Here is an 18,776-nt window from a genome sequence, read left to right as displayed (position 1 = left end):
TAGGCTAAAGGGATGGAAAGGCTTGAGAAACCTATCCACGGTACCACCCTTGTTCACGCGTATGCGTGCGCTCATGATCACAATTGGATCGTTTTGATAACGAGTGTCTGACACTCGACTGCCTTTACTGTAGATTTTCAAGACAGTGCTCAAAGGTGAGTTCATTTCATGTCATTTCCACCGGCTTCCAGCTACCCCGGCTCTCTGTAGGAATGTTTCATGAAACTACTTTTCCTTATCAACGCTTTTCCTTATTTACTTAGCTTACATGTGGTGTTGCTTCCTTGGAGTACACTTTCACACCTTCAGAAACGACACGTTCTCTAAACTTCACTAATAACTCCTTCGTAAGTGCACCTGGAGTACCATCACCAATGACTCTGCCATCTACCTTAATTACCGCAATAACTTCTGCAGCTGTTCCTGTAAGGAACACTTCATCAGCAGTATAAACATCATGTCTTGTAAATGGTTCTTCTTTAAGTTCATAGCCTAACTCTTTTACAATATCGATAACGGCGTTTCTTGTAATCCCTTCAAGTGCTCCAATATACCCTGGAGGTGTATAGAAACAACCCTCGCGGATAATAAACACATTATCAGCAGATCCTTCAGCAACATACCCTTGGTCATTAAGCATTAATGCTTCACTAACACCAGCAAGATGTGCTTCAATTCTAACTAGCACGTTATTTAAATAATTTAGTGATTTTACTTTTGGACTAAGTACATCAGGTCTGTTTCTTCTTGTTGCAACAGTCACAATTTCTAATCCTGTTTCGTATAATTCTTTTGGGAAGATCGAAAGTGGTTCTACAATTACAACCACATTCGCTTTAGCACATTTATTTGGGTCAAGCCCGAGGTCACCAACACCTCTAGAAACTACCACGCGAATATAAGCATCTTCAATTTTATTTTTCTCAACTGTAGCGACGATAATATCTGTGAACTCATCTTGTGAGTATGGTACATTCAACATAATTGACTTGGCTGAACGGTATAGTCGGTCCATATGTTCCTTCATTCGGAAGACGTTACCGCTGTATACTCGAATTCCTTCAAAGATACCGTCTCCGTATAAAAACCCATGATCGTATACTGAAATTTTGGCGTTCTCTTTTGTAACATATTCGCCATTTAAAAAAATCCATTGTTCAGACACGAAATACACCTCTTTGCATTTAAGTTAAACCGCTTTAAATGGATAAAATAATTACAAAAATTTTTTTGAAAAATCCCTCGTTTTTACCCTTTGTTTTTCTTTTGAATATTTCAAATGATTTGTATATTTGAGGACTATCTTACGCCCATTTCATTTACTCGTCAACCCCATTTTTTCGAATTGTTTGATAATTTAGATTAGTCAATTTAGTTGTATCCGCTTACAATGTTGATATAATAACAAATTCAAATTTTAAAAAAATTTTAAAAAATACTTCATATTTCTTTTTCCATCTCTAGTAAAAAATGAAAGAAGCCTACTGAATGATTCAGTAGACTCTTTATTTATCTTCTATTACTTTTAGGATCAAACGCGTCTCTCAAACCATCTCCTATAAAGTTAATACATAAAACAGTCGTTAAGATTGCTAGTCCTGGCGGTATCCATGCTTCAGGACTATTTCGTAAAATACGTAAACTTTGGGCCTCAGAAATCATATTTCCCCAAGTTGGCGTAGGCTGAGGAATTCCAAAACCAATAAAGCTAAGACCCGATTCAATAATGATATACGTAGCCATCATTAATGTCGCATTTACCACGATTGGACCAATAGCATTTGGAATAAAATGCTTAAATATTATTCTAAAATCACTTGCCCCAATCGCTTTAGCACCCAGAACAAATTCCTGTTCTCGAAGCGATAAATATGTACCTCTAATAATTCTTGTTAAGTTTGGCCATGAAGTGATGGCAATAATAGCTACAAATATCCCAACGTTCACTCTTTCCAATATGGCGACAATGGTTAAACAAAGAACGAGGAAAGGTAATACCAGCATCATGTCAGCTGCACGCATGATAATTGCATCAATCTTACCACCATAATACCCAGCTATAGAACCAAGTGTTACTCCAATGATGAGAGTAAATATCATCGCACTAAATCCAACAATAAGTGAAATTCTTCCTCCATACAGGAGTCTCGATAGATTATCACGTCCTGAACTATCGTTTCCTAATGGATGCTCTTCACTTGGGGGGCGTTCAATTAATAAGAGATTTGACTTAGTAGGACTGTGCTCTGTTAATAACGGTGCAAAGGTGACAGCTAAAATGATTGCTAATAACACAAAGACTCCCATGACAGCGAGCTTATTTTTCAAGAATCGTTTTAATGCGATTCGAAAAGGACTATTTCCTTTATCTGGTTTAACAGGTACCTCTATGTTTGTATCCATCGCTTCCTGCTGTTTTAGTTCCATATTTCTCACCTCAATCGTAGCGGATTCGTGGGTCAACAATACTGTAGAAAATATCAGCTAATAAATTCCCGAGGAGAATGAAAAATCCTAACATTAGATTAATGGCCATAATGACAGGATAGTCACGATTTCCAATAGAACTTAAGAACAATGTTCCAATTCCCGGATACTGAAATACTCCTTCAGTGATAACTGCACCGCTAAGTAGTATCCCAACTTCGAAACCTAGTAAAGTAATAATCGGAATCATTGCATTTCGTAAAGTATGTTTGTACAATACGTTTCGATTAGTCATCCCTTTTGCACGAGCAGTACGAATGTAGTCACTTGCTAACACATCAAGCACTTCCGAACGCATAAATCTCATGTAAGAGGCGGTCCCTGCTAACCCTAGTGTTAATCCTGGTAAGATTAAATGTTGCAGCTTATCAAGAAATAATTCTATGCCTGTTAATCCTGGGCTTGAAACAGAACCTTGTGAAGGTAACCAACCAAGCTTAATAGAAAAAACGTAAATGGCCACTAAACCAAAAAAGAAATTGGGTACAGCTAAGCCAAAAAATCCAAAGGTTGTTGCACCATAATCAAGGATAGAGTACGGTTTTTTTGCTGAGTATATCCCGATTGGAATGGATACAATAATCGTTATAAAAAGCGTGAAAATACCTAAATAAAATGTATTTCCAATTCTTTCACCGATTAATTCAGAAACGTCTCGGCCTTTAAAAATATACGATTCCCCGAAGTCCCCCTGCATAACTTTTGTTACCCAATTCCAATATTGGACATGAATGGGGTCATTAAGTCCAAGAGCTTCTTTTTGTCTTTCGAAAACCTCAGGATCAATATTGGGATCAAAATTTTTCCCGGTAATCGGATCACCTGGAGCAGCTTGTATTAGACCAAACACGAAGATAGTTAGTACAAAGAGCATAGGGATAAAAATTAGTAATCTTCGAATTATATACTTATACACCGGTATCCCCCTCCATTCTTACAGAATAAGAAAAGAGCGCGGCATAATTACCGATCACTCTTTTCTCTATTCAACAATTGTTATTCCGTTACGTACCAGAGATGAGTATCGTTTAAGAACGAGTATGGAAGTACATCGATTCCTTGAAGACGTTTGTTATGAGCCCATAAGCTATTTGCTGCATATAGGATCAAGCTTGGTAGATCTTCACCGAACTCAACTTGCCACTCACTATATTTTTGTTTACGATAATCTTGTTCAAATGCATCTGGAGGAGTGAAGGCATCCTTAAGCAATTGATCTGCTTCAGGATTATTCCAGCGAGAATAGTTGTAACCTGCCATAGATGACCATAATCCACTTGGATCTGGATCTGTACTATCTAAGCTCCAACCAATTAAGTATAAATCCCAGTCTTGGCTGTTCTTTTCTAAATCTTCAAAGTAAGCTGCCGCTTCTTTCGGCTGGCGAAGGTCGATGCTGATGCCTACCTCTTCTAGGAACTCTTCAATAATTGGAGCCGAACGCTCACGAATTTGGTTTCCTAGTGGATAATTCAAGTTAAGCACCCATTCCTTGCCGTTCGGATCCTCGCGGAAACCATCTCCGTTTACATCCTTGTAACCAGCTTCATCAAGGAGAGCTTTTGCCTTTTCAGGGTCAAATTCATATTGATTTGGCGTTGTATCGTCATAAGCCCAGAATTGTGTAGCAATTGGTGAGTTTTGAACAATTCCTCTACCATACAATAAACCATCAACTAAACCTTGACGGTTAATTGCATAGGCAATCGCTTGACGGACTTTTTGGTCTTTAAGCTTTTCGTTCACTGTCCAGTTAGCTGGATTTATTGTTCCGGCTTCTGAGTCTTCCTTAGAACGATGATTATGCATCATCCCCATCGTCTGGTATCCAAAGTCAGGTTGCTCAATAATTTCAACATTTTCAAGCGCATCAACCGTTTCATAGTCAGCAGCTTGGAAACCGTTTGGATCAGCAACAAAATCAATTTCACCGTTTTCAAGTAAACCTAAGATAACAGCTTGGTCAACTACCTTCCAGATGACGCTATCAAGCTTAGGCTCTCCTTGCCAATAATCAGCAAATTTCTTAAGTACGTATTGCTCCCCTTGCACCATTTCACTAAACTGGAATGGCCCCGTACCGATTACTTCACCAGGATTACGTGAAGCACCAGCTTCCGGAATTTCTGCAACAGGAATATCTTTGAAAATATGTTCTGGAATAATACTAAAGCTAGCATCAGATAGCGCCAACACGTTTGGTTGAGCAAACTTGAACGAAACCGTATGATCATCAACAGCAACAACCCCTTGGAAATCAGTTGTTTTTCCTGTTGAAAAGTCCTCATAACCTAGCAATCTTTCAACATATTGCGTACGAACTCCGCCCGCTTCTACATATCCTGGGCTCGCAATGGTTTTATAAGTAAATACAACGTCTTTAGCAGTAAATGGTTCCCCATCATGCCATTTTGCTTTTTCATCTAATTTAAACGTTACTTCCGTTTGATCATCATTGAATGTCCACTCTTTCGCTAAGTTCGGAATAAAATCAAGGTTCTTATCTTGCGTAAGTAGCCCTTCATGTGTAAATGATAAAATATTAGATTCATATGCCTCTGTGTAAAAAATAGGGTTAAATAAACCTGTTGGTGCCGTATCCATTGCACCAACTACTGTTCCTCCACTTACCGGGTCCTTTTCACTCGATCCTTCATTTTCTGATGAAGCAGGTTCTTTGTTTCCAGAGCATGCTGCTAGCACTCCAAAAACTAGTGCAAAGCATAGCATGATCAACCAACTTTTCTTTGCCTTCATGTTATTCACCCCTCTTATAATTTTTAACATTTCTGTATAAATCAACCAGTAGAACTGCGCACACCACCTCCTTAAGTGCATAACAAAATACACTTATTTGCCTGTATAAAGGTGGCAGGCTACTAGATGGCCATTCCCCACCTCAGTAAGCTCGGGACGCACCTCTGAGCATTTCTCATGAACCATCGGACAACGAGTACGAAACGTACAGCCTGACGGTGGATTTGATGGACTTGGTAAATCTCCTTTTAATATGATTTTTTCTTTTTTGTGTAGTATGTCTGTGGATGGAACTGCTGATAGAAGTGCTTGTGTATATGGATGTAATGGAGTTTCGTAGAGGTTCTTCTTTGGCGCTATTTCTGCAATGCGACCTAAGTACATTACTGCCACTCTGTCGCTAATGTGTTTTACAACGCTTAAGTCATGGGCGATAAATAAATAAGTTAAATTAAATTCATCCTGTAAGTCGGCCATCAAGTTTAGTACCTGGGCTTGTATCGAAACGTCCAGTGCAGAGACTGGCTCGTCACAAATAACAAATTTCGGATTCAAGGTTAGTGCTCTTGCAATACTTATACGCTGTCTTTGTCCACCAGAAAACTCGTGTGGATACTTATATCGATCCTCCGAACGAAGACCAACCTTTTCTAAAAGACTAATTGTCTTCTCTTTTCGTTCTAACTTTGTTAAATTTGTTTGAACAATTAATGGTTCTTCAATTAATTCGGAAACGCTCATTTTTGGATTTAATGAGGCAAACGGATCTTGAAAAACAATTTGCATATCTCTCCGAATGGGTCGAAGCTTTCGGTATCTCATTTTTGTAATATCTTGATCCTCAAAAACGATTTGTCCATCAGTCGGATCCATCAAACGAAGTAAAACTCTACCTAGTGTTGATTTTCCAGAGCCTGATTCACCAACGATGCCTAGTGTTTCTCCCCTTAAGACACTAAGGCTAACGTCATCAACCGCTTTGACATGTCCAATTGTATGCTTTAGGATTCCACCCTTGATGGGAAAGTACTTCTTAATATTTTTTGCCTGAAGTATGTAATCTTGATCTGTATGTATCCTTGTTTCTGTTTCGATGACTGACAATTTCACACTCCCCCTTATTCATACAGGTAACATCGGACGCGATGGCTTTCCTCTGCATCCGTTTCATATATAGACGGGTTCATATCCCGGCATTTGCTCATCACCTTTGGACAGCGATCTGAGAACCTGCAGCCAATAGGAAAGCGATGTGCAGGAGGAACTGTGCCTTTAATCGCACCAAGTCGATCAACTTCCTTCTCTAAACTTGGCAAGCTGTCAAGTAACCCCATTGTATACGGATGTTTTGGTGTCAGAAACAGTTTTTCAATGGTTGTTTCTTCAACAATTTGGCCGCCATACATCACCATGATTCGGTCCGCATATTCAGCTACTACACCTAAATCATGCGTAATTAATAATACAGCCATGTTAAATTTCTTTTTCATTTCATCCATCAAGTCCAAAATTTGAGCTTGAATGGTAACATCAAGAGCAGTTGTTGGCTCATCGGCTATTAATAGCTTCGGATCACAAGATATAGCAATGGCAATCATAGCACGATGACGCATTCCACCCGATAGTTGGTGTGGATATTCCTTCATCGTTTCCTCTGCACGCGGAAAACCAACGACCTTTAGAAGTTCAATTGCTCTTAATCTCGCTTCATTTTTTGTCATTTTTTTATGGCGAATCAACGTCTCAATAATTTGATTTCCAATAGTAAAAACTGGATTTAAGGCGGTCATAGGTTCCTGAAAGATCATACCGATTTCTTTTCCACGAACATTGGTCATTTGTTTATCGTTAAGCCCAACTAAATCCTTACCGCCGAAAGAAATTCGACCATCTTCAATTTTACCTGGTTTATTAATTAACTTCATAATGGAGAGGGAAGTAATACTCTTTCCACTCCCTGATTCCCCAACGAGAGCAACGGTTTCCCCAGGCCTGATATAAAAATCTACTCCATCAACGGCTTTTGCGACTGCTTTATTTTCTAAGTGAAAATAAGTTTTTAAACCACTAACCTCCAACAATTTCACTTCTGACATCAACACACCTCCTGATTGCCTTAGAAAAAATAGACTGAGTATCCGTCCTTCTTGAAAGAAAGTATACTATTATGTATAAATTTTTTCAATATATAGAATGTTAAAATTAGTTACAATTGTTAGAAATATTGTGATATTTTCTGACAAAAGATTCACTTCAATACATCAAAGCTTTACATAAAAAAAGACATTTCCTTACAAAGGAACTGTCTAATTAACAAATAATATTGGTAACTAAAATTATATAGAAATAGAAAAAACGCTATAGAAATGACAGGGTCACTTTCTATAGCGTAATATGTATTGATTGGTGTGTAAATGGCGTCCCAGGAGAGATTCGAACTCCCGACCGTACGCTTAGAAGGCGTATGCTCTATCCGGCTGAGCTACTGGGACATGTTTTCTTTAGGACATTTTTTATTATATTAGGCCTATTATAAAAAGTCAACACTTTAAATAAAAAATATTATTTCACTATTCAAAGGAGATTCCTCTCCTTTGAATAGTATATGATGAAAGTGATTATTTGTGAAGTTGAAAGCTTTGTCGAAGTTGTACTATTTCTCCTTGGTCAAAATCATAGACGTGAAAATCGACTTCTTGTTCTGTAAAGTTTAGAACTACATATGTCCTCTCGTTACGCCCTCTTGGAAGCCGCAAGCTGCCAGGATTTATAAACAAGCGATTACCGATCTTTTCAATCCCTAAAAGATGAGAATGGCCAAAGCAAACGATCTTAGCATTCACTTCTTCTGCTTTAAATTTTAGGTTCATTAATGTAGATTTCACATTATATAAATGGCCATGTGTCACTAGAATTTTTGTTCCCTTAAAATCAATAACCTCATCATGATGAAACAACGACTCATAATCACAATTTCCCCTTACTATAACGAATTGGTCAATGGCCTCATCATTTTTTGAAAGCTCTGAATCACCACAATGAATAAATTTTTCGACATCTTTATGCCGATTCTTTAATTCATTTAATTCTGCCGTTAACCCATGACTATCACTTACAATAAGTACCTTTGACATTAAACTACTCTCCCTTAAACACTTCTGGTAGTAGCTTTGATAAACTACTCAATGCTACAGCACGATGGCTTATCTTACTTTTTTCCTCTGGTAAAAGTTCTGCCATTGCTCTATTTCTTTCCTTCACAAAAAATATAGGGTCATAACCAAAGCCATGAGTCCCTCGTTTCTCATCCAAAATCAAACCCTCACAAGTACCATGAACTGTGATTGTTTCTTGACCTGGAACAGCAAGTGCTAATGCACAATAGAAACGCGCCGTGCGCTTTGAGGGCTCTACTTCATTTAATTCCCTTAACACTTTTGCCATATTATCTTCATCACTCTTTTGTTCACCCGCATAACGAGCGGAGTAAACACCCGGTTTCCCGTCTAGTGCATCAATGACTAGTCCTGAATCATCAGCAATAACCGCTCGATTCAATTGCTTTGAAACTGTTTCAGCCTTAATAATAGCATTCTCTTCAAAGGTCGTTCCGGTCTCTTCTATATCCTCAATCTCCTCATAATCAAGGAGAGTTTTCACTTGAAACCCGAGAGGCTCAAACATCCTTACGAATTCCTTGGCCTTTCCACTATTCTTTGTTGCAATAATTACTTCTTTCATTTCTTTGCACCTTTTTTAACCCTTGCTTCCTCAATTTTCTCAACAACCGCTTCACCTAACACGCTCTTTTGTGCTTCGAAAAGCTCCGTAATACCACTTTGTGCAATTTCCAATAAATCCTGTAGTTCATTATAAGAGAATGTTGATTCTTCACCCGTTCCTTGGAGCTCAACAAATTCACCATTCCCTGTCATAACAACATTCATATCTACTTGTGCTGCAGAGTCTTCGATATAGTTGAGATCAAGTACAATTTCCTTGTTTTCAAGTATTCCAACACTCGTAGCCGCCAGGAAATCAACCACTGGATACTTTGAAAGCTTTCTATCTTTATGCAATTTATTCAGTGCGTGAGCCATTGCAACAAACGCTCCTGTTATCGAAGCAGTCCTAGTACCACCGTCTGCTTGAATGACATCACAGTCAATCCATACGGTTCTTTCACCAATTGCTTCAAGATCAACTACTGCTCTTAGTGCTCTACCAATCAGCCTTTGAATTTCCATGGTTCTTCCCGAAACCTTGCCTTTTGATGACTCACGTATATTTCTTGTTTGTGTAGCCCTTGGCAGCATGGAATACTCAGCCGTAATCCATCCTTTCCCCTCTCCTCTCATAAATGGAGGGACGCGCTCCTCTATACTAGCCGTACATATTACCTTCGTATCACCAACAGTAATTAGCACGGACCCTTCTGGATGGATAAGATATTCAGTATCAATATGTATAGGGCGTATCTCAGATGCCTTACGACCATCAGTCCTCACAATATTTCCTCCTTTGAAAGACTACTTTTAAAATGATGAAATCCAAATAAAGAAGAGGCGGATAACCGGCCTCCTCAACTTGGTCACTATATAGTATATCAAAAAACAATTTATTAAAAACTACCTGTATTCACATTTTCTGGGCGTGTCACAGGCTCGGAAAGCTTTTCCCCTTTATCATTTACAAGTTCAGCCTTTCCATTCACTGTTACAGCAACACTCTCAATTCCCTTTTGTTCTGTTAACGAAAGAACGAGTGTATTTAAAATATGATTAGAAACGATTTTCTCCTCTGAACCATTTAATATAGATTCATTAAAGTTTAATGTTACCTTGCCGTCCTCTACAACCGGCTTATCTACTAGCGAAACATCAGAAACAAATTCGCTTAACAAGTTAGAAGAATAAGTAGGTCCTTTGGCAAGTTCTTCTACTACTGCTGAAATATTATCGCTCTTGTCATTACTAATCCGCTTTGTAACTGGCACATAGTAGTAAGAACCCTCTTCTCCACCTAAATAATACACAGTTAATGCTTTCGTGTTGGTGATATCGACAACTTCTGAAGTATCCATGTTGATCCCACTAGCTCTTGTCAAACCACTCTTAGATAAAGCCAGACCATTCACAGGCATCTCAGTTAATTCATGACCATTCATTTTTAGTTTAACTTTATTAATAGAATCGAATTGAGTTAACGTCCAGGTGATAGATTGGACAATTTTCATTTCGTCTTCTGGCTTATAATTCTTAAATTCTTTTGAGAAGTTAACCGTTGCCACCTTATCCTTTATATCCACAGATACTGCAGTGTCTGCCGGGATAACGGCTGCAAACCCATTAGGTAACATTTCTGTGACTGGGCCATTCTGTACAAGATACTCTACAGCCTGCTTGGCCACGGATTCTGTTTTCGGTAGATCGATGGTTTGCGGTACAACATAGCCATTTTTATCTACTAAATATAATTCGGTCATAACGCCTTTTTCTGCAACTTCTTCGCTATTCTTTTCTGAAGCTGCCGTTTCTACTACTTTCGCTGTTCCATTATCTTCTGTGTATGTGACTGTTTTTGGAGGATCGATTTGTTCCTTTTTTTCTCCTCCTAATAAACCACATCCAGATAATAAAACGGACGAAACAATGACTGCTGATACAATGGTCGTACTTTTATGCTTTGACATCCATAATCCCTCCAAGACAGTTTGTACTACATGTATACGAGCCTTTTTAAAAAATAGACCGACTACTAGAAAAAAATAAAAAAAAGCCTCCAAAAAAAATGGAGACTTCCTTTAAGATAGTTTAATGGTTTCTACAGACAATTCACCTGCGTGTAGCCAGTTGGTTGCAATTCGTTGAAAAATAGGTTTTGATCCGGTCGTATAAAACTGATGCTGCGGCTCGTCCCTGTTTGGCGTTAGCCACCCATTGTAAAAAAGAATGGTACTAACCTCACGGGCTGTTTCTTCACCAGAGCTGATTACAGACACAGTTGGGCCCATCGTTTTCTTTATAATCATTTCAAGCAATGGATAGTGTGTACAGCCTAAAATCAATGTATCAAGACCCTTATTTTTAATCGGCGATAGCGTTTCAGCTACCACTTTTTTGACAATTGGTCCATCCACTTCTCCACTTTCAACGAGAGGAACAAACTTAGGACAAGCAAGGCTAGTAACCTTAGATTTCTTATTTATGGATTTTAATGCCATCTCATAAGCATTACTCTTAATCGTTCCAATAGTCCCTATGACCCCAATTTGGTGGTTTTTTGTTACCTTAATAGCCGTTCTTGCACCTGGATAAATGACACCTATAACTGGGATGGATAGTTCATTTTGAATTTCCTCTAAGGCAACAGCAGTCGCTGTGTTACATGCAATTACTAACATTTTAATTCCCTTATTTACTAAGAAATTCGTCATTTGCCATGTGAATTTCTTTACCTCTTCACCGCTCCTCGGGCCGTACGGGCATCTTGCAGTGTCTCCTACATAGAGGATCTGCTCATTTGGCAGTTGGCGCATAATTTCCTTCGCAACAGTTAATCCGCCAACTCCAGAGTCAATAACTCCGATCGGTTGATTCAAACATCTCGCCTCATTCTTCTTTCATTTCTTGATGTAATTTCATTAAGTTGTTTTTCAGGAGAATCACTTCTTCGCTAGAAAAGTTTACTAAAACCTCCTGCAAGTATACCTGTCTTTTCTTAATCACTTCGTCAATAATTCGTTCCCCTTCTTCTAAAAGGTGAATACGAACCACACGGCGATCATTCGGATCCTTCACACGCATGACTAGTTTGTTTTTTTCCATTCTGTCAACAAGGTCTGTTGTCGTGCTACATGCAAGAAACATTTTATTTGAAAGTTCACCAATTGTCATATCGCCTTCTTCGAATAACCATTGAAGAGCAACAAACTGAGGGGGAGTAATCGTATAGTTACTTAAAATTTCTCTACCCTTTTGCTTGATAATTCCAGCAATATAACGCAAGTCTTTTTCGATATCAGCAAAAATCTCTATCTCTTTTGTTTCTTCTACTTTCATAAATACACAACCCCTATTTGAGAGTTCAGATCGTGACTATATTATAATCACATCTAGCCTTTTAAACTATTTTCACCTTTTTCTCACTAAAATTCAAGAAGGAAGTATAGAAATGTATTTTATGAATGTATTTGGGTACAATTGTAAACCGGCTTCCATTACGAAAGCCGGTCTAGAATTATAGTTCTAGCTCTCCCATTCGAAGGAGCTCTACAACAGCTTGTGATCGCCCCTTAACACCAAGCTTTTGCATGGCATTCGAAATGTGGTTACGAACCGTTTTTTCACTTATGAAAAGTTCTCCCGCGATCTCTTTTGTTGTTTTGTCTTGCACCAACAGTTCGAACACTTCTCTTTCACGTTTGGTGAGTAACGGCTTGTGAGTATATTCATTCTCCTTCAAGTATTGTAACCCTCCTTGCCTTCGCCAGCTATGAACAGCGGGATGGGTATATATTTAGTCACCATATCTTATGTGCATCAGGTGATTGGAGTGACTATAATTCTTGAAAGAAAGCATTTTTATTTTTAAGAAAATACTATGATAGAATTTTGTTTGATTGTCTAAATCGATCCCTCGTTTCTTCAGTCCAAGGAACTCCCTTTCCGGTACGCTTACACATTTGCACCATCGTTCCTCTACCTACAAAACATACATCTCCGTTTTGTTTTTTCCCTAAGTAATGAAGGTCAATAGATGTGTTTCCAACTGATTCGATTTTCACAAAAATATCAAGAATATCGTCAAAAAAAACCTGATGAAGAAAATCACACTGTAGATCAGCAACAATTGGAATGGTCCTACTTTCTTTTTGCACCCAATGCTGCATAAGACCAATATGTTTAAAAAATTCAATTCGTGATTCTTCAAAATATGCAAACGGTACCGTATTGTTCATATGTCCAAACATATCAGTCTCTGAAAAGCGAACTTTTATTTTGTTAGAATAGAAGAAACCTTGTTCCCAAGTAGCAAAGTCTTGGATATAGCTCACTTTTTTCATAAAATCCCCCTTGCTTCACTAAAAATGAATGAATGTTCATTCTTTAATTATACAAGTGACCTTTTCTTTTGACAAATGAAAACCCCTCTGACATACAGAGGGGTTAAAGATCAATCTTCTTATACTTGATCGCTTCCAAAGAAATTTTTAAATGCTTGGAACGTAGTATCTCTATTTAGTGCTGCAATAGAAGTCGTTAAAGGAATACCTTTTGGACAAGATTGGACACAGTTTTGTGAATTTCCACAATTCGCAAGTCCACCATCACCCATGATTGCATCCAAACGCTCTGCTTTATTCATCTCACCCGTAGGATGAGCATTAAATAATCGAACTTGCGAAAGAGGAGCAGGACCAATGAAGTTTGACTTACTGTTAACATTCGGACAAGCCTCTAAGCAAACACCACATGTCATACATTTGGATAATTCATATGCCCATTGACGTTTTCTTTCTGGCATACGCGGACCAGGTCCAAGATCATAAGTTCCATCAATCGGAATCCAAGCTTTCACTTTCTTTAAAGAGTCAAACATGCGACTGCGGTCAACCTGAAGATCTCGAACAACAGGGAAAGTTCTCATTGGCTCTAAACGAATCGGTTGTTCTAATTGATCGATTAGTGCCGTACATGATTGTCTAGGCTTTCCATTAATCACCATTGAACAGGCACCACAAACTTCCTCTAAACAGTTCATATCCCAAGTGATTGGAGTGGTATGTTTCCCTTGCATATTTACAGGGTTTCTACGAATTTCCATTAAAGCGGAAATTACATTCATATTTGGGCGATAGTCTAACTCGAATTCTTCTTCATAAGGGGCAGTGTCAGGACTATCCTGTCTTGTAATTTTAAAAACGACTGTTCTTTTTTCAGACATGTTTAGTTATCCCCTTTCTTCTTAGAGTAGTCTCTCTTTCGTGGAGCAATCAAACCAGTGTCAACCTCTTCATAATGGAAGTGTGGTGCTGATTTCGCATCCACAAAACGAGCCATAGTTGTCTTTAAGAACTCCTCATCGTTACGCTCTGGGAATTCAGGTTTATAGTGAGCACCACGGCTTTCGTTACGGTTGTATGCACCAATTGTAATAACTCTTGCTAGCTGAAGCATATTTTGAAGCTGACGTGTAAAGATTGCTCCTTGATTGCTCCACTTAGCAGTATCGTTAATATTAATTTTTTCATAGCGCTCTAATAGCTCTACAATTTTTTCGTCTGTTTTTAATAGTTTATCGTTGTGGCGAACAACTGTTACATTGTCTGTCATCCACTCACCAAGCTCTTTATGAAGAACATAAGCATTTTCATTACCATCTAAAGTCATGATCTTATTCCACTTTTGTTCTTCCTCTTTTACATAACGATCAAAGACGGAGGAAGAAATAGAATCTACGTTCTTGCTTAACCCGCTAATATAATCTAACGCCTTCGGACCAGCTACCATGCCCCCATAAATAGCAGATAATAAGGAGTTCGCACCAAGGCGATTTGCTCCATGCTGAGAATAATCACACTCTCCAGCAGCAAATAACCCAGGAATATTTGTCATTTGATCATAATCTACCCAAAGACCACCCATTGAATAGTGAACAGCTGGGAAGATCTTCATAGGAACTTTTCGTGGGTCGTCACCCATAAATTTCTCATAGATTTCAATAATACCACCGAGCTTAATGTCCAGTTCCTTTGGATCCTTATGAGAAAGGTCAAGATAAACCATGTTTTCCCCATTAATACCAAGCTTCAAGTCAACACAGACGTGAAAGATTTCACGAGTGGCGATATCACGTGGGACAAGATTTCCGTAAGCTGGATACTTCTCTTCTAAGAAATACCATGGCTTTCCATCCTTGTACGTCCAAACTCGTCCACCTTCTCCACGAGCGGATTCACTCATAAGTCTCAATTTATCGTCCCCAGGAATCGCAGTTGGGTGAATTTGAATGAACTCTCCATTTGCATAATAGACACCTTGTTGGTATGCAATGGACGCTGCTGAGCCCGTGTTAATTACTGAGTTAGTTGACTTTCCAAAGATAATCCCAGGACCACCTGTAGCCAAAATGACAGCGTCTGCTGCAAATGACTTAATTTCCATTGATGTGAGATTCTGAGCAACAACTCCTCGGCAAACCCCTTCATCGTCAATAACAGACCCGAGAAATTCCCATCCTTCATATTTAGTAACTAAACCAGCTACTTCGTGGCGACGTACTTGCTCATCTAGTGCGTATAGAAGCTGTTGGCCTGTTGTTGCACCCGCAAAAGCGGTACGGTGATGCTGTGTTCCACCAAAACGGCGGAAGTCCAAAAGCCCTTCTGGTGTACGGTTGAACATAACGCCCATACGATCAAGCAAATGGATAATTCCTGGTGCAGCTTCTGTCATTGCTTTAACTGGTGGTTGGTTCGCTAAGAAGTCACCGCCGTATACTGTATCATCAAAGTGCTCCCATGGAGAGTCACCTTCACCTTTTGTATTTACCGCTCCGTTAATACCACCTTGGGCACAAACAGAGTGAGAACGTTTAACTGGAACTAATGAAAATAATTCGACCGGACTTCCTGCTTCCGCAACTTTAATTGTTGCCATTAAGCCAGCTAGACCGCCGCCGACTACGATCACCTTTCCTTTACCCATCGTGAGTCACTCCCTAACTAATATCAAAGTATATCCCGTTCGTTTCTATAAGAATTAGAACCTATTAAATTAAATGAATGCGATAATAGCGCGAACGCCAACTATGGATAGGGCGATAAAAACCCCTAATGTAACATAAGTAGAAATAAGTTGAGAACGAGGTGTAACAGTAATTCCCCAACTTACAAAGAAAGACCATAGTCCATTTGCAAAGTGGAAGGTGGTGGATATCACACCAATGATATAGAACCAAAGCATAAATGGATTCGATAAGATGCTTTCCATCATATTAAAGTTAACCTCTGCACCAAATGCTGCTGCAATTCTTGTTTCCCACACATGCCATGTTACGAATACTAGCGTTACTACTCCGGATATACGCTGAAGCATGAACATCCAATTTCGGAAAAAACCATAATTACTCGTATTGTTTTTTGCTGTAAACGCAATATAAAGACCGTAAATTGCATGGAATAACAAAGGTAAGAAAATCACAAACGTTTCTAATACATATCGAAACGGCAAACTCTCCATAAAATGAGACGCTTTGTTAAATGATTCTTCCCCCCCAGTTGCAAAATGATTGACTACAAGGTGCTGCACAAGAAATAGACCAACTGGAATGACTCCAAGCAGCGAGTGTAATCTTCGATAAAAAAACTCTCGGTTTCCTGCCATGAACTTTACCCCCCTTAAAAATTAAACGGACTGACTAAAATAATATCCGCTTTTTTTACAATAATTTTTACAATTATGTGACATGTTCATTTTACTCCCAACATGTAAGAGCGTCAAGAAAACGGATACATAAAATGCTCTATATATACAAAATATTTTTAATATATTGATATTACCCCAAACACTTATGCATTAACATTTTATAACCATTTCCTTTATATTGATATAACAATTAATGTAAAAATTTTTTGAATTAGTTTTTTTTGTTTTCATGCGTATTTCCCCGGAAAACGTATATAATAGAATAATAGAAAGTGGGGGGACATGTTTTGAGTGAATTGAAATTAGAACAACCTATTTCGGCCACAGATCCTGCACTTGTTCCAGCCTTTGGGTATGAATTACTTAGAGAAGTGCTTCTTCCAGACATACTTGGAAGAGAAACAGCTTCTATACTATACTGGGCAGGTAAGGCTTTAGCCAGAAAGTACCCTTTGCAGTCGGTCGAAGATATTATTACTTTTTTCCAACAAGCAGGTTGGGGCACACTACAAATTAAATCTGAAAAGAAGAATGAACTTGAGTTTGAATTATCGAGTGACTTGATTAAAACTCGCTTTAAAGAGCATCCAAACTGTCATTTCCAATTGGAAGCAGGATTCTTGGCTCAACAAATTGAAGAACAAAAACAAGTAATTACTGAAACGTATGAACACCCGAAGAAAAAGCTCGCTACGGTTTCCTTCACTGTACGTTGGGATAGAAAAGATTCTATTGAATAGTACGTAAAAAGCTTTCATATTTTTTATGAAAGCTTTTTAGTTTGTCTCATTTTTTCAACTTACTTGATTCTATGCTTTAACAGACGTTCCAGACAGTTCAAATGCTTCATGAAGTGCTTCAACTGCTTTCAGCATCTGTGCTTCCTCTATCACGGTAGAAACCTTAATTTCAGAGGTACTCACCATTTTTACCTGAATTCCTCCTGCGGCTAGCACTTCGAACATTTCTGCTGCAACCCCGGGATTCGAAATCATCCCTGAACCTACGATCGACACTTTTGCAAGGTTTGGCTCTGCTTCTATGCTTTCATACTTTAAGGAATCTTTATTAGCCTGTAGAACAGCCATGGTTTCTTCCAAATCTGTGCTCTTAATAGAAAAAGATAAATTTGTGGTTGATTCATTTGTCATACTCTGAATAATAATATCAACGTTCAAATGATTTTTTGCTAAAATGGTGAAAATTGTTGATAGATTTGTTAATCCATTTGGAAGGCCTAAAACACTCACTCTCGTAATTTCATCTTCAAAGGCAACACCTCGTACAACTAAACTTTGTTCCATTGATACTTCCTCCTCAATTATCGTTCCATTTTCTTGCTCCATACTTGATCGCACTTCAAGTGGGACTGCATAATTTTTTGCATATTCAACGGCCCTTGGATGCAACACTCCCGCACCTAAGTTAGCTAACTCTAACATTTCATCGTAAGAAACAGACTTAAGCTTTCTTGCCTTTTTCACATAACGCGGATCTGTTGTAAATACACCAGTAACATCGGTATAAATATCACACTTATCAGCTTTCAGTGCGGCTGCTAATGCCACTGCTGTTGTATCAGACCCACCTCTACCTAGAGTTGACACTGCTCCATCAATCGCAATTCCTTGAAAGCCGGCTACAACTACTATTTTCCCTTTATGTAGCTCAGTTTGGATTTTAGTTGTATTAATGTGTAAAATCCTAGCATTACCATGAACGGCTTCTGTTTCAATTCCTGCTTGCCAACCCGTAAAGGATATTGCTTCATAACCTTTTTCTATTAACACCATCGACAATAAAGAGATGGTCACTTGCTCACCTGTCGTGAGTAGCATATCCATTTCACGTTTATTTGGACGACTTGAGATTTGATTTGCTAGACCTACTAATTCGTCTGTTGTTTTCCCCATAGCAGACACAACGACCACTACGTCATTCCCACGCATCTTTTCTTCAATTACTCGGTCGGCTACATGCTTAATACGATCAACATTTCCTACCGATGTACCACCAAACTTTTGGACAACCAATCCCATATTTACCCCTACTTTCATTTCATCTCTTTCATGGGCTTTTTTAAAAATACAAAAAAGCCATGAG

General features: G+C 38.6%; 19 protein-coding genes, 1 tRNA gene and 1 other annotated feature. Of the genes, 1 reads left to right on the top strand and 19 read right to left on the bottom strand.

Translation table 11 applies throughout. The features are described from left to right. Nucleotides 1-5 precede the first annotated feature (5 nt). Nucleotides 6-251, bottom strand: a binding site (T-box leader). 8 nt (nucleotides 252-259) lie between these two features. From ilvE to M3175_RS01085, 18 genes are all read right to left on the bottom strand, one after another. Continuing rightward, complete coding sequence (ilvE, locus tag M3175_RS01170; protein ID WP_251513722.1) at nucleotides 260-1,165, bottom strand: branched-chain-amino-acid transaminase; 906 nt, start codon at nucleotides 1,163-1,165, stop codon at nucleotides 260-262. Nucleotides 1,166-1,509: 344 nt separating this feature from the next. After that, entirely contained in the window at nucleotides 1,510-2,427 is a 918-nt protein-coding gene (gene opp4C / locus M3175_RS01165) for an oligopeptide ABC transporter permease (protein WP_251513720.1), read from the bottom strand. Between the two features lie 10 nt (nucleotides 2,428-2,437). After that, nucleotides 2,438-3,403, bottom strand: a complete 966-nt coding sequence (locus M3175_RS01160) for an ABC transporter permease (protein WP_251513719.1) — start codon at nucleotides 3,401-3,403, stop codon at nucleotides 2,438-2,440. A gap of 80 nt (nucleotides 3,404-3,483) precedes the next feature. Then, nucleotides 3,484-5,244 (bottom strand): peptide-binding protein, encoded by a 1,761-nt coding sequence (locus M3175_RS01155; protein ID WP_251513717.1) that lies wholly within the window; start codon nucleotides 5,242-5,244, stop codon nucleotides 3,484-3,486. A gap of 93 nt (nucleotides 5,245-5,337) precedes the next feature. Beyond that, nucleotides 5,338-6,348, bottom strand: coding sequence for an ABC transporter ATP-binding protein (locus M3175_RS01150; protein WP_285852092.1), 1,011 nt, complete (start codon nucleotides 6,346-6,348; stop codon nucleotides 5,338-5,340). A gap of 14 nt (nucleotides 6,349-6,362) precedes the next feature. Then, nucleotides 6,363-7,340, bottom strand: a complete 978-nt coding sequence (locus M3175_RS01145; RefSeq protein ID WP_251513716.1) for an ABC transporter ATP-binding protein — start codon at nucleotides 7,338-7,340, stop codon at nucleotides 6,363-6,365. A gap of 319 nt (nucleotides 7,341-7,659) precedes the next feature. Beyond that, nucleotides 7,660-7,736, bottom strand: a tRNA-Arg gene (locus M3175_RS01140). 126 nt (nucleotides 7,737-7,862) lie between these two features. After that, nucleotides 7,863-8,378 (bottom strand): metallophosphoesterase, encoded by a 516-nt coding sequence (locus M3175_RS01135; protein WP_251513714.1) that lies wholly within the window; start codon nucleotides 8,376-8,378, stop codon nucleotides 7,863-7,865. Between the two features lie 4 nt (nucleotides 8,379-8,382). Then, nucleotides 8,383-8,985 (bottom strand): XTP/dITP diphosphatase, encoded by a 603-nt coding sequence (locus tag M3175_RS01130; protein ID WP_251513712.1) that lies wholly within the window; start codon nucleotides 8,983-8,985, stop codon nucleotides 8,383-8,385. Further along, entirely contained in the window at nucleotides 8,982-9,752 is a 771-nt protein-coding gene (rph, locus tag M3175_RS01125) for a ribonuclease PH (RefSeq protein ID WP_251513710.1), read from the bottom strand. Before rph ends, M3175_RS01130 begins: the two co-directional genes overlap by 4 nt. A gap of 113 nt (nucleotides 9,753-9,865) precedes the next feature. Continuing rightward, entirely contained in the window at nucleotides 9,866-10,936 is a 1,071-nt protein-coding gene (locus M3175_RS01120) for a GerMN domain-containing protein (RefSeq protein WP_251513708.1), read from the bottom strand. A 111-nt stretch (nucleotides 10,937-11,047) separates the two neighbouring features. After that, nucleotides 11,048-11,845: a glutamate racemase gene (racE, locus tag M3175_RS01115; RefSeq protein ID WP_251513707.1), complete on the bottom strand. Its 798-nt coding sequence runs from the start codon at nucleotides 11,843-11,845 to the stop codon at nucleotides 11,048-11,050. Between the two features lie 10 nt (nucleotides 11,846-11,855). Next, a complete protein-coding gene (locus M3175_RS01110) occupies nucleotides 11,856-12,305 on the bottom strand; it encodes a MarR family winged helix-turn-helix transcriptional regulator (RefSeq protein ID WP_119709316.1) in 450 nt (149 codons plus the stop codon). Between the two features lie 178 nt (nucleotides 12,306-12,483). Further along, entirely contained in the window at nucleotides 12,484-12,708 is a 225-nt protein-coding gene (gerE, locus tag M3175_RS01105) for a spore germination transcription factor GerE (protein ID WP_009796032.1), read from the bottom strand. A 136-nt stretch (nucleotides 12,709-12,844) separates the two neighbouring features. Then, nucleotides 12,845-13,309 (bottom strand): acyl-CoA thioesterase, encoded by a 465-nt coding sequence (locus M3175_RS01100; RefSeq protein ID WP_251513705.1) that lies wholly within the window; start codon nucleotides 13,307-13,309, stop codon nucleotides 12,845-12,847. A gap of 119 nt (nucleotides 13,310-13,428) precedes the next feature. Continuing rightward, nucleotides 13,429-14,190, bottom strand: a complete 762-nt coding sequence (sdhB, locus tag M3175_RS01095; RefSeq protein WP_251513703.1) for a succinate dehydrogenase iron-sulfur subunit — start codon at nucleotides 14,188-14,190, stop codon at nucleotides 13,429-13,431. A 2-nt stretch (nucleotides 14,191-14,192) separates the two neighbouring features. Continuing rightward, nucleotides 14,193-15,953: a succinate dehydrogenase flavoprotein subunit gene (gene sdhA, locus M3175_RS01090; protein WP_251513701.1), complete on the bottom strand. Its 1,761-nt coding sequence runs from the start codon at nucleotides 15,951-15,953 to the stop codon at nucleotides 14,193-14,195. Between the two features lie 69 nt (nucleotides 15,954-16,022). Next, nucleotides 16,023-16,631, bottom strand: coding sequence for a succinate dehydrogenase cytochrome b558 subunit (locus tag M3175_RS01085; RefSeq protein WP_119709320.1), 609 nt, complete (start codon nucleotides 16,629-16,631; stop codon nucleotides 16,023-16,025). A 329-nt stretch (nucleotides 16,632-16,960) separates the two neighbouring features. Here M3175_RS01085 and M3175_RS01080 point away from each other — a divergent pair, with 329 nt between their 5' ends. Beyond that, on the top strand, nucleotides 16,961-17,413 hold the full coding sequence (locus M3175_RS01080) for a YslB family protein (protein ID WP_251513700.1): 453 nt from the start codon (nucleotides 16,961-16,963) through the stop codon (nucleotides 17,411-17,413). Between the two features lie 69 nt (nucleotides 17,414-17,482). Here M3175_RS01080 and M3175_RS01075 read toward each other — a convergent pair whose 3' ends face one another. After that, a complete protein-coding gene (locus tag M3175_RS01075; protein WP_251515216.1) occupies nucleotides 17,483-18,712 on the bottom strand; it encodes an aspartate kinase in 1,230 nt (409 codons plus the stop codon). Between the last annotated feature and the right edge of the window lie 64 nt (nucleotides 18,713-18,776).

It is taken from the genome of Robertmurraya korlensis, from assembly GCF_023715225.1.
In the GTDB taxonomy this organism is placed as follows: domain Bacteria; phylum Bacillota; class Bacilli; order Bacillales; family Cytobacillaceae; genus Robertmurraya_A.
Note: the sequence above shows the minus strand (reverse complement) of the source record. Positions and strands in the feature narration are given on the sequence as shown.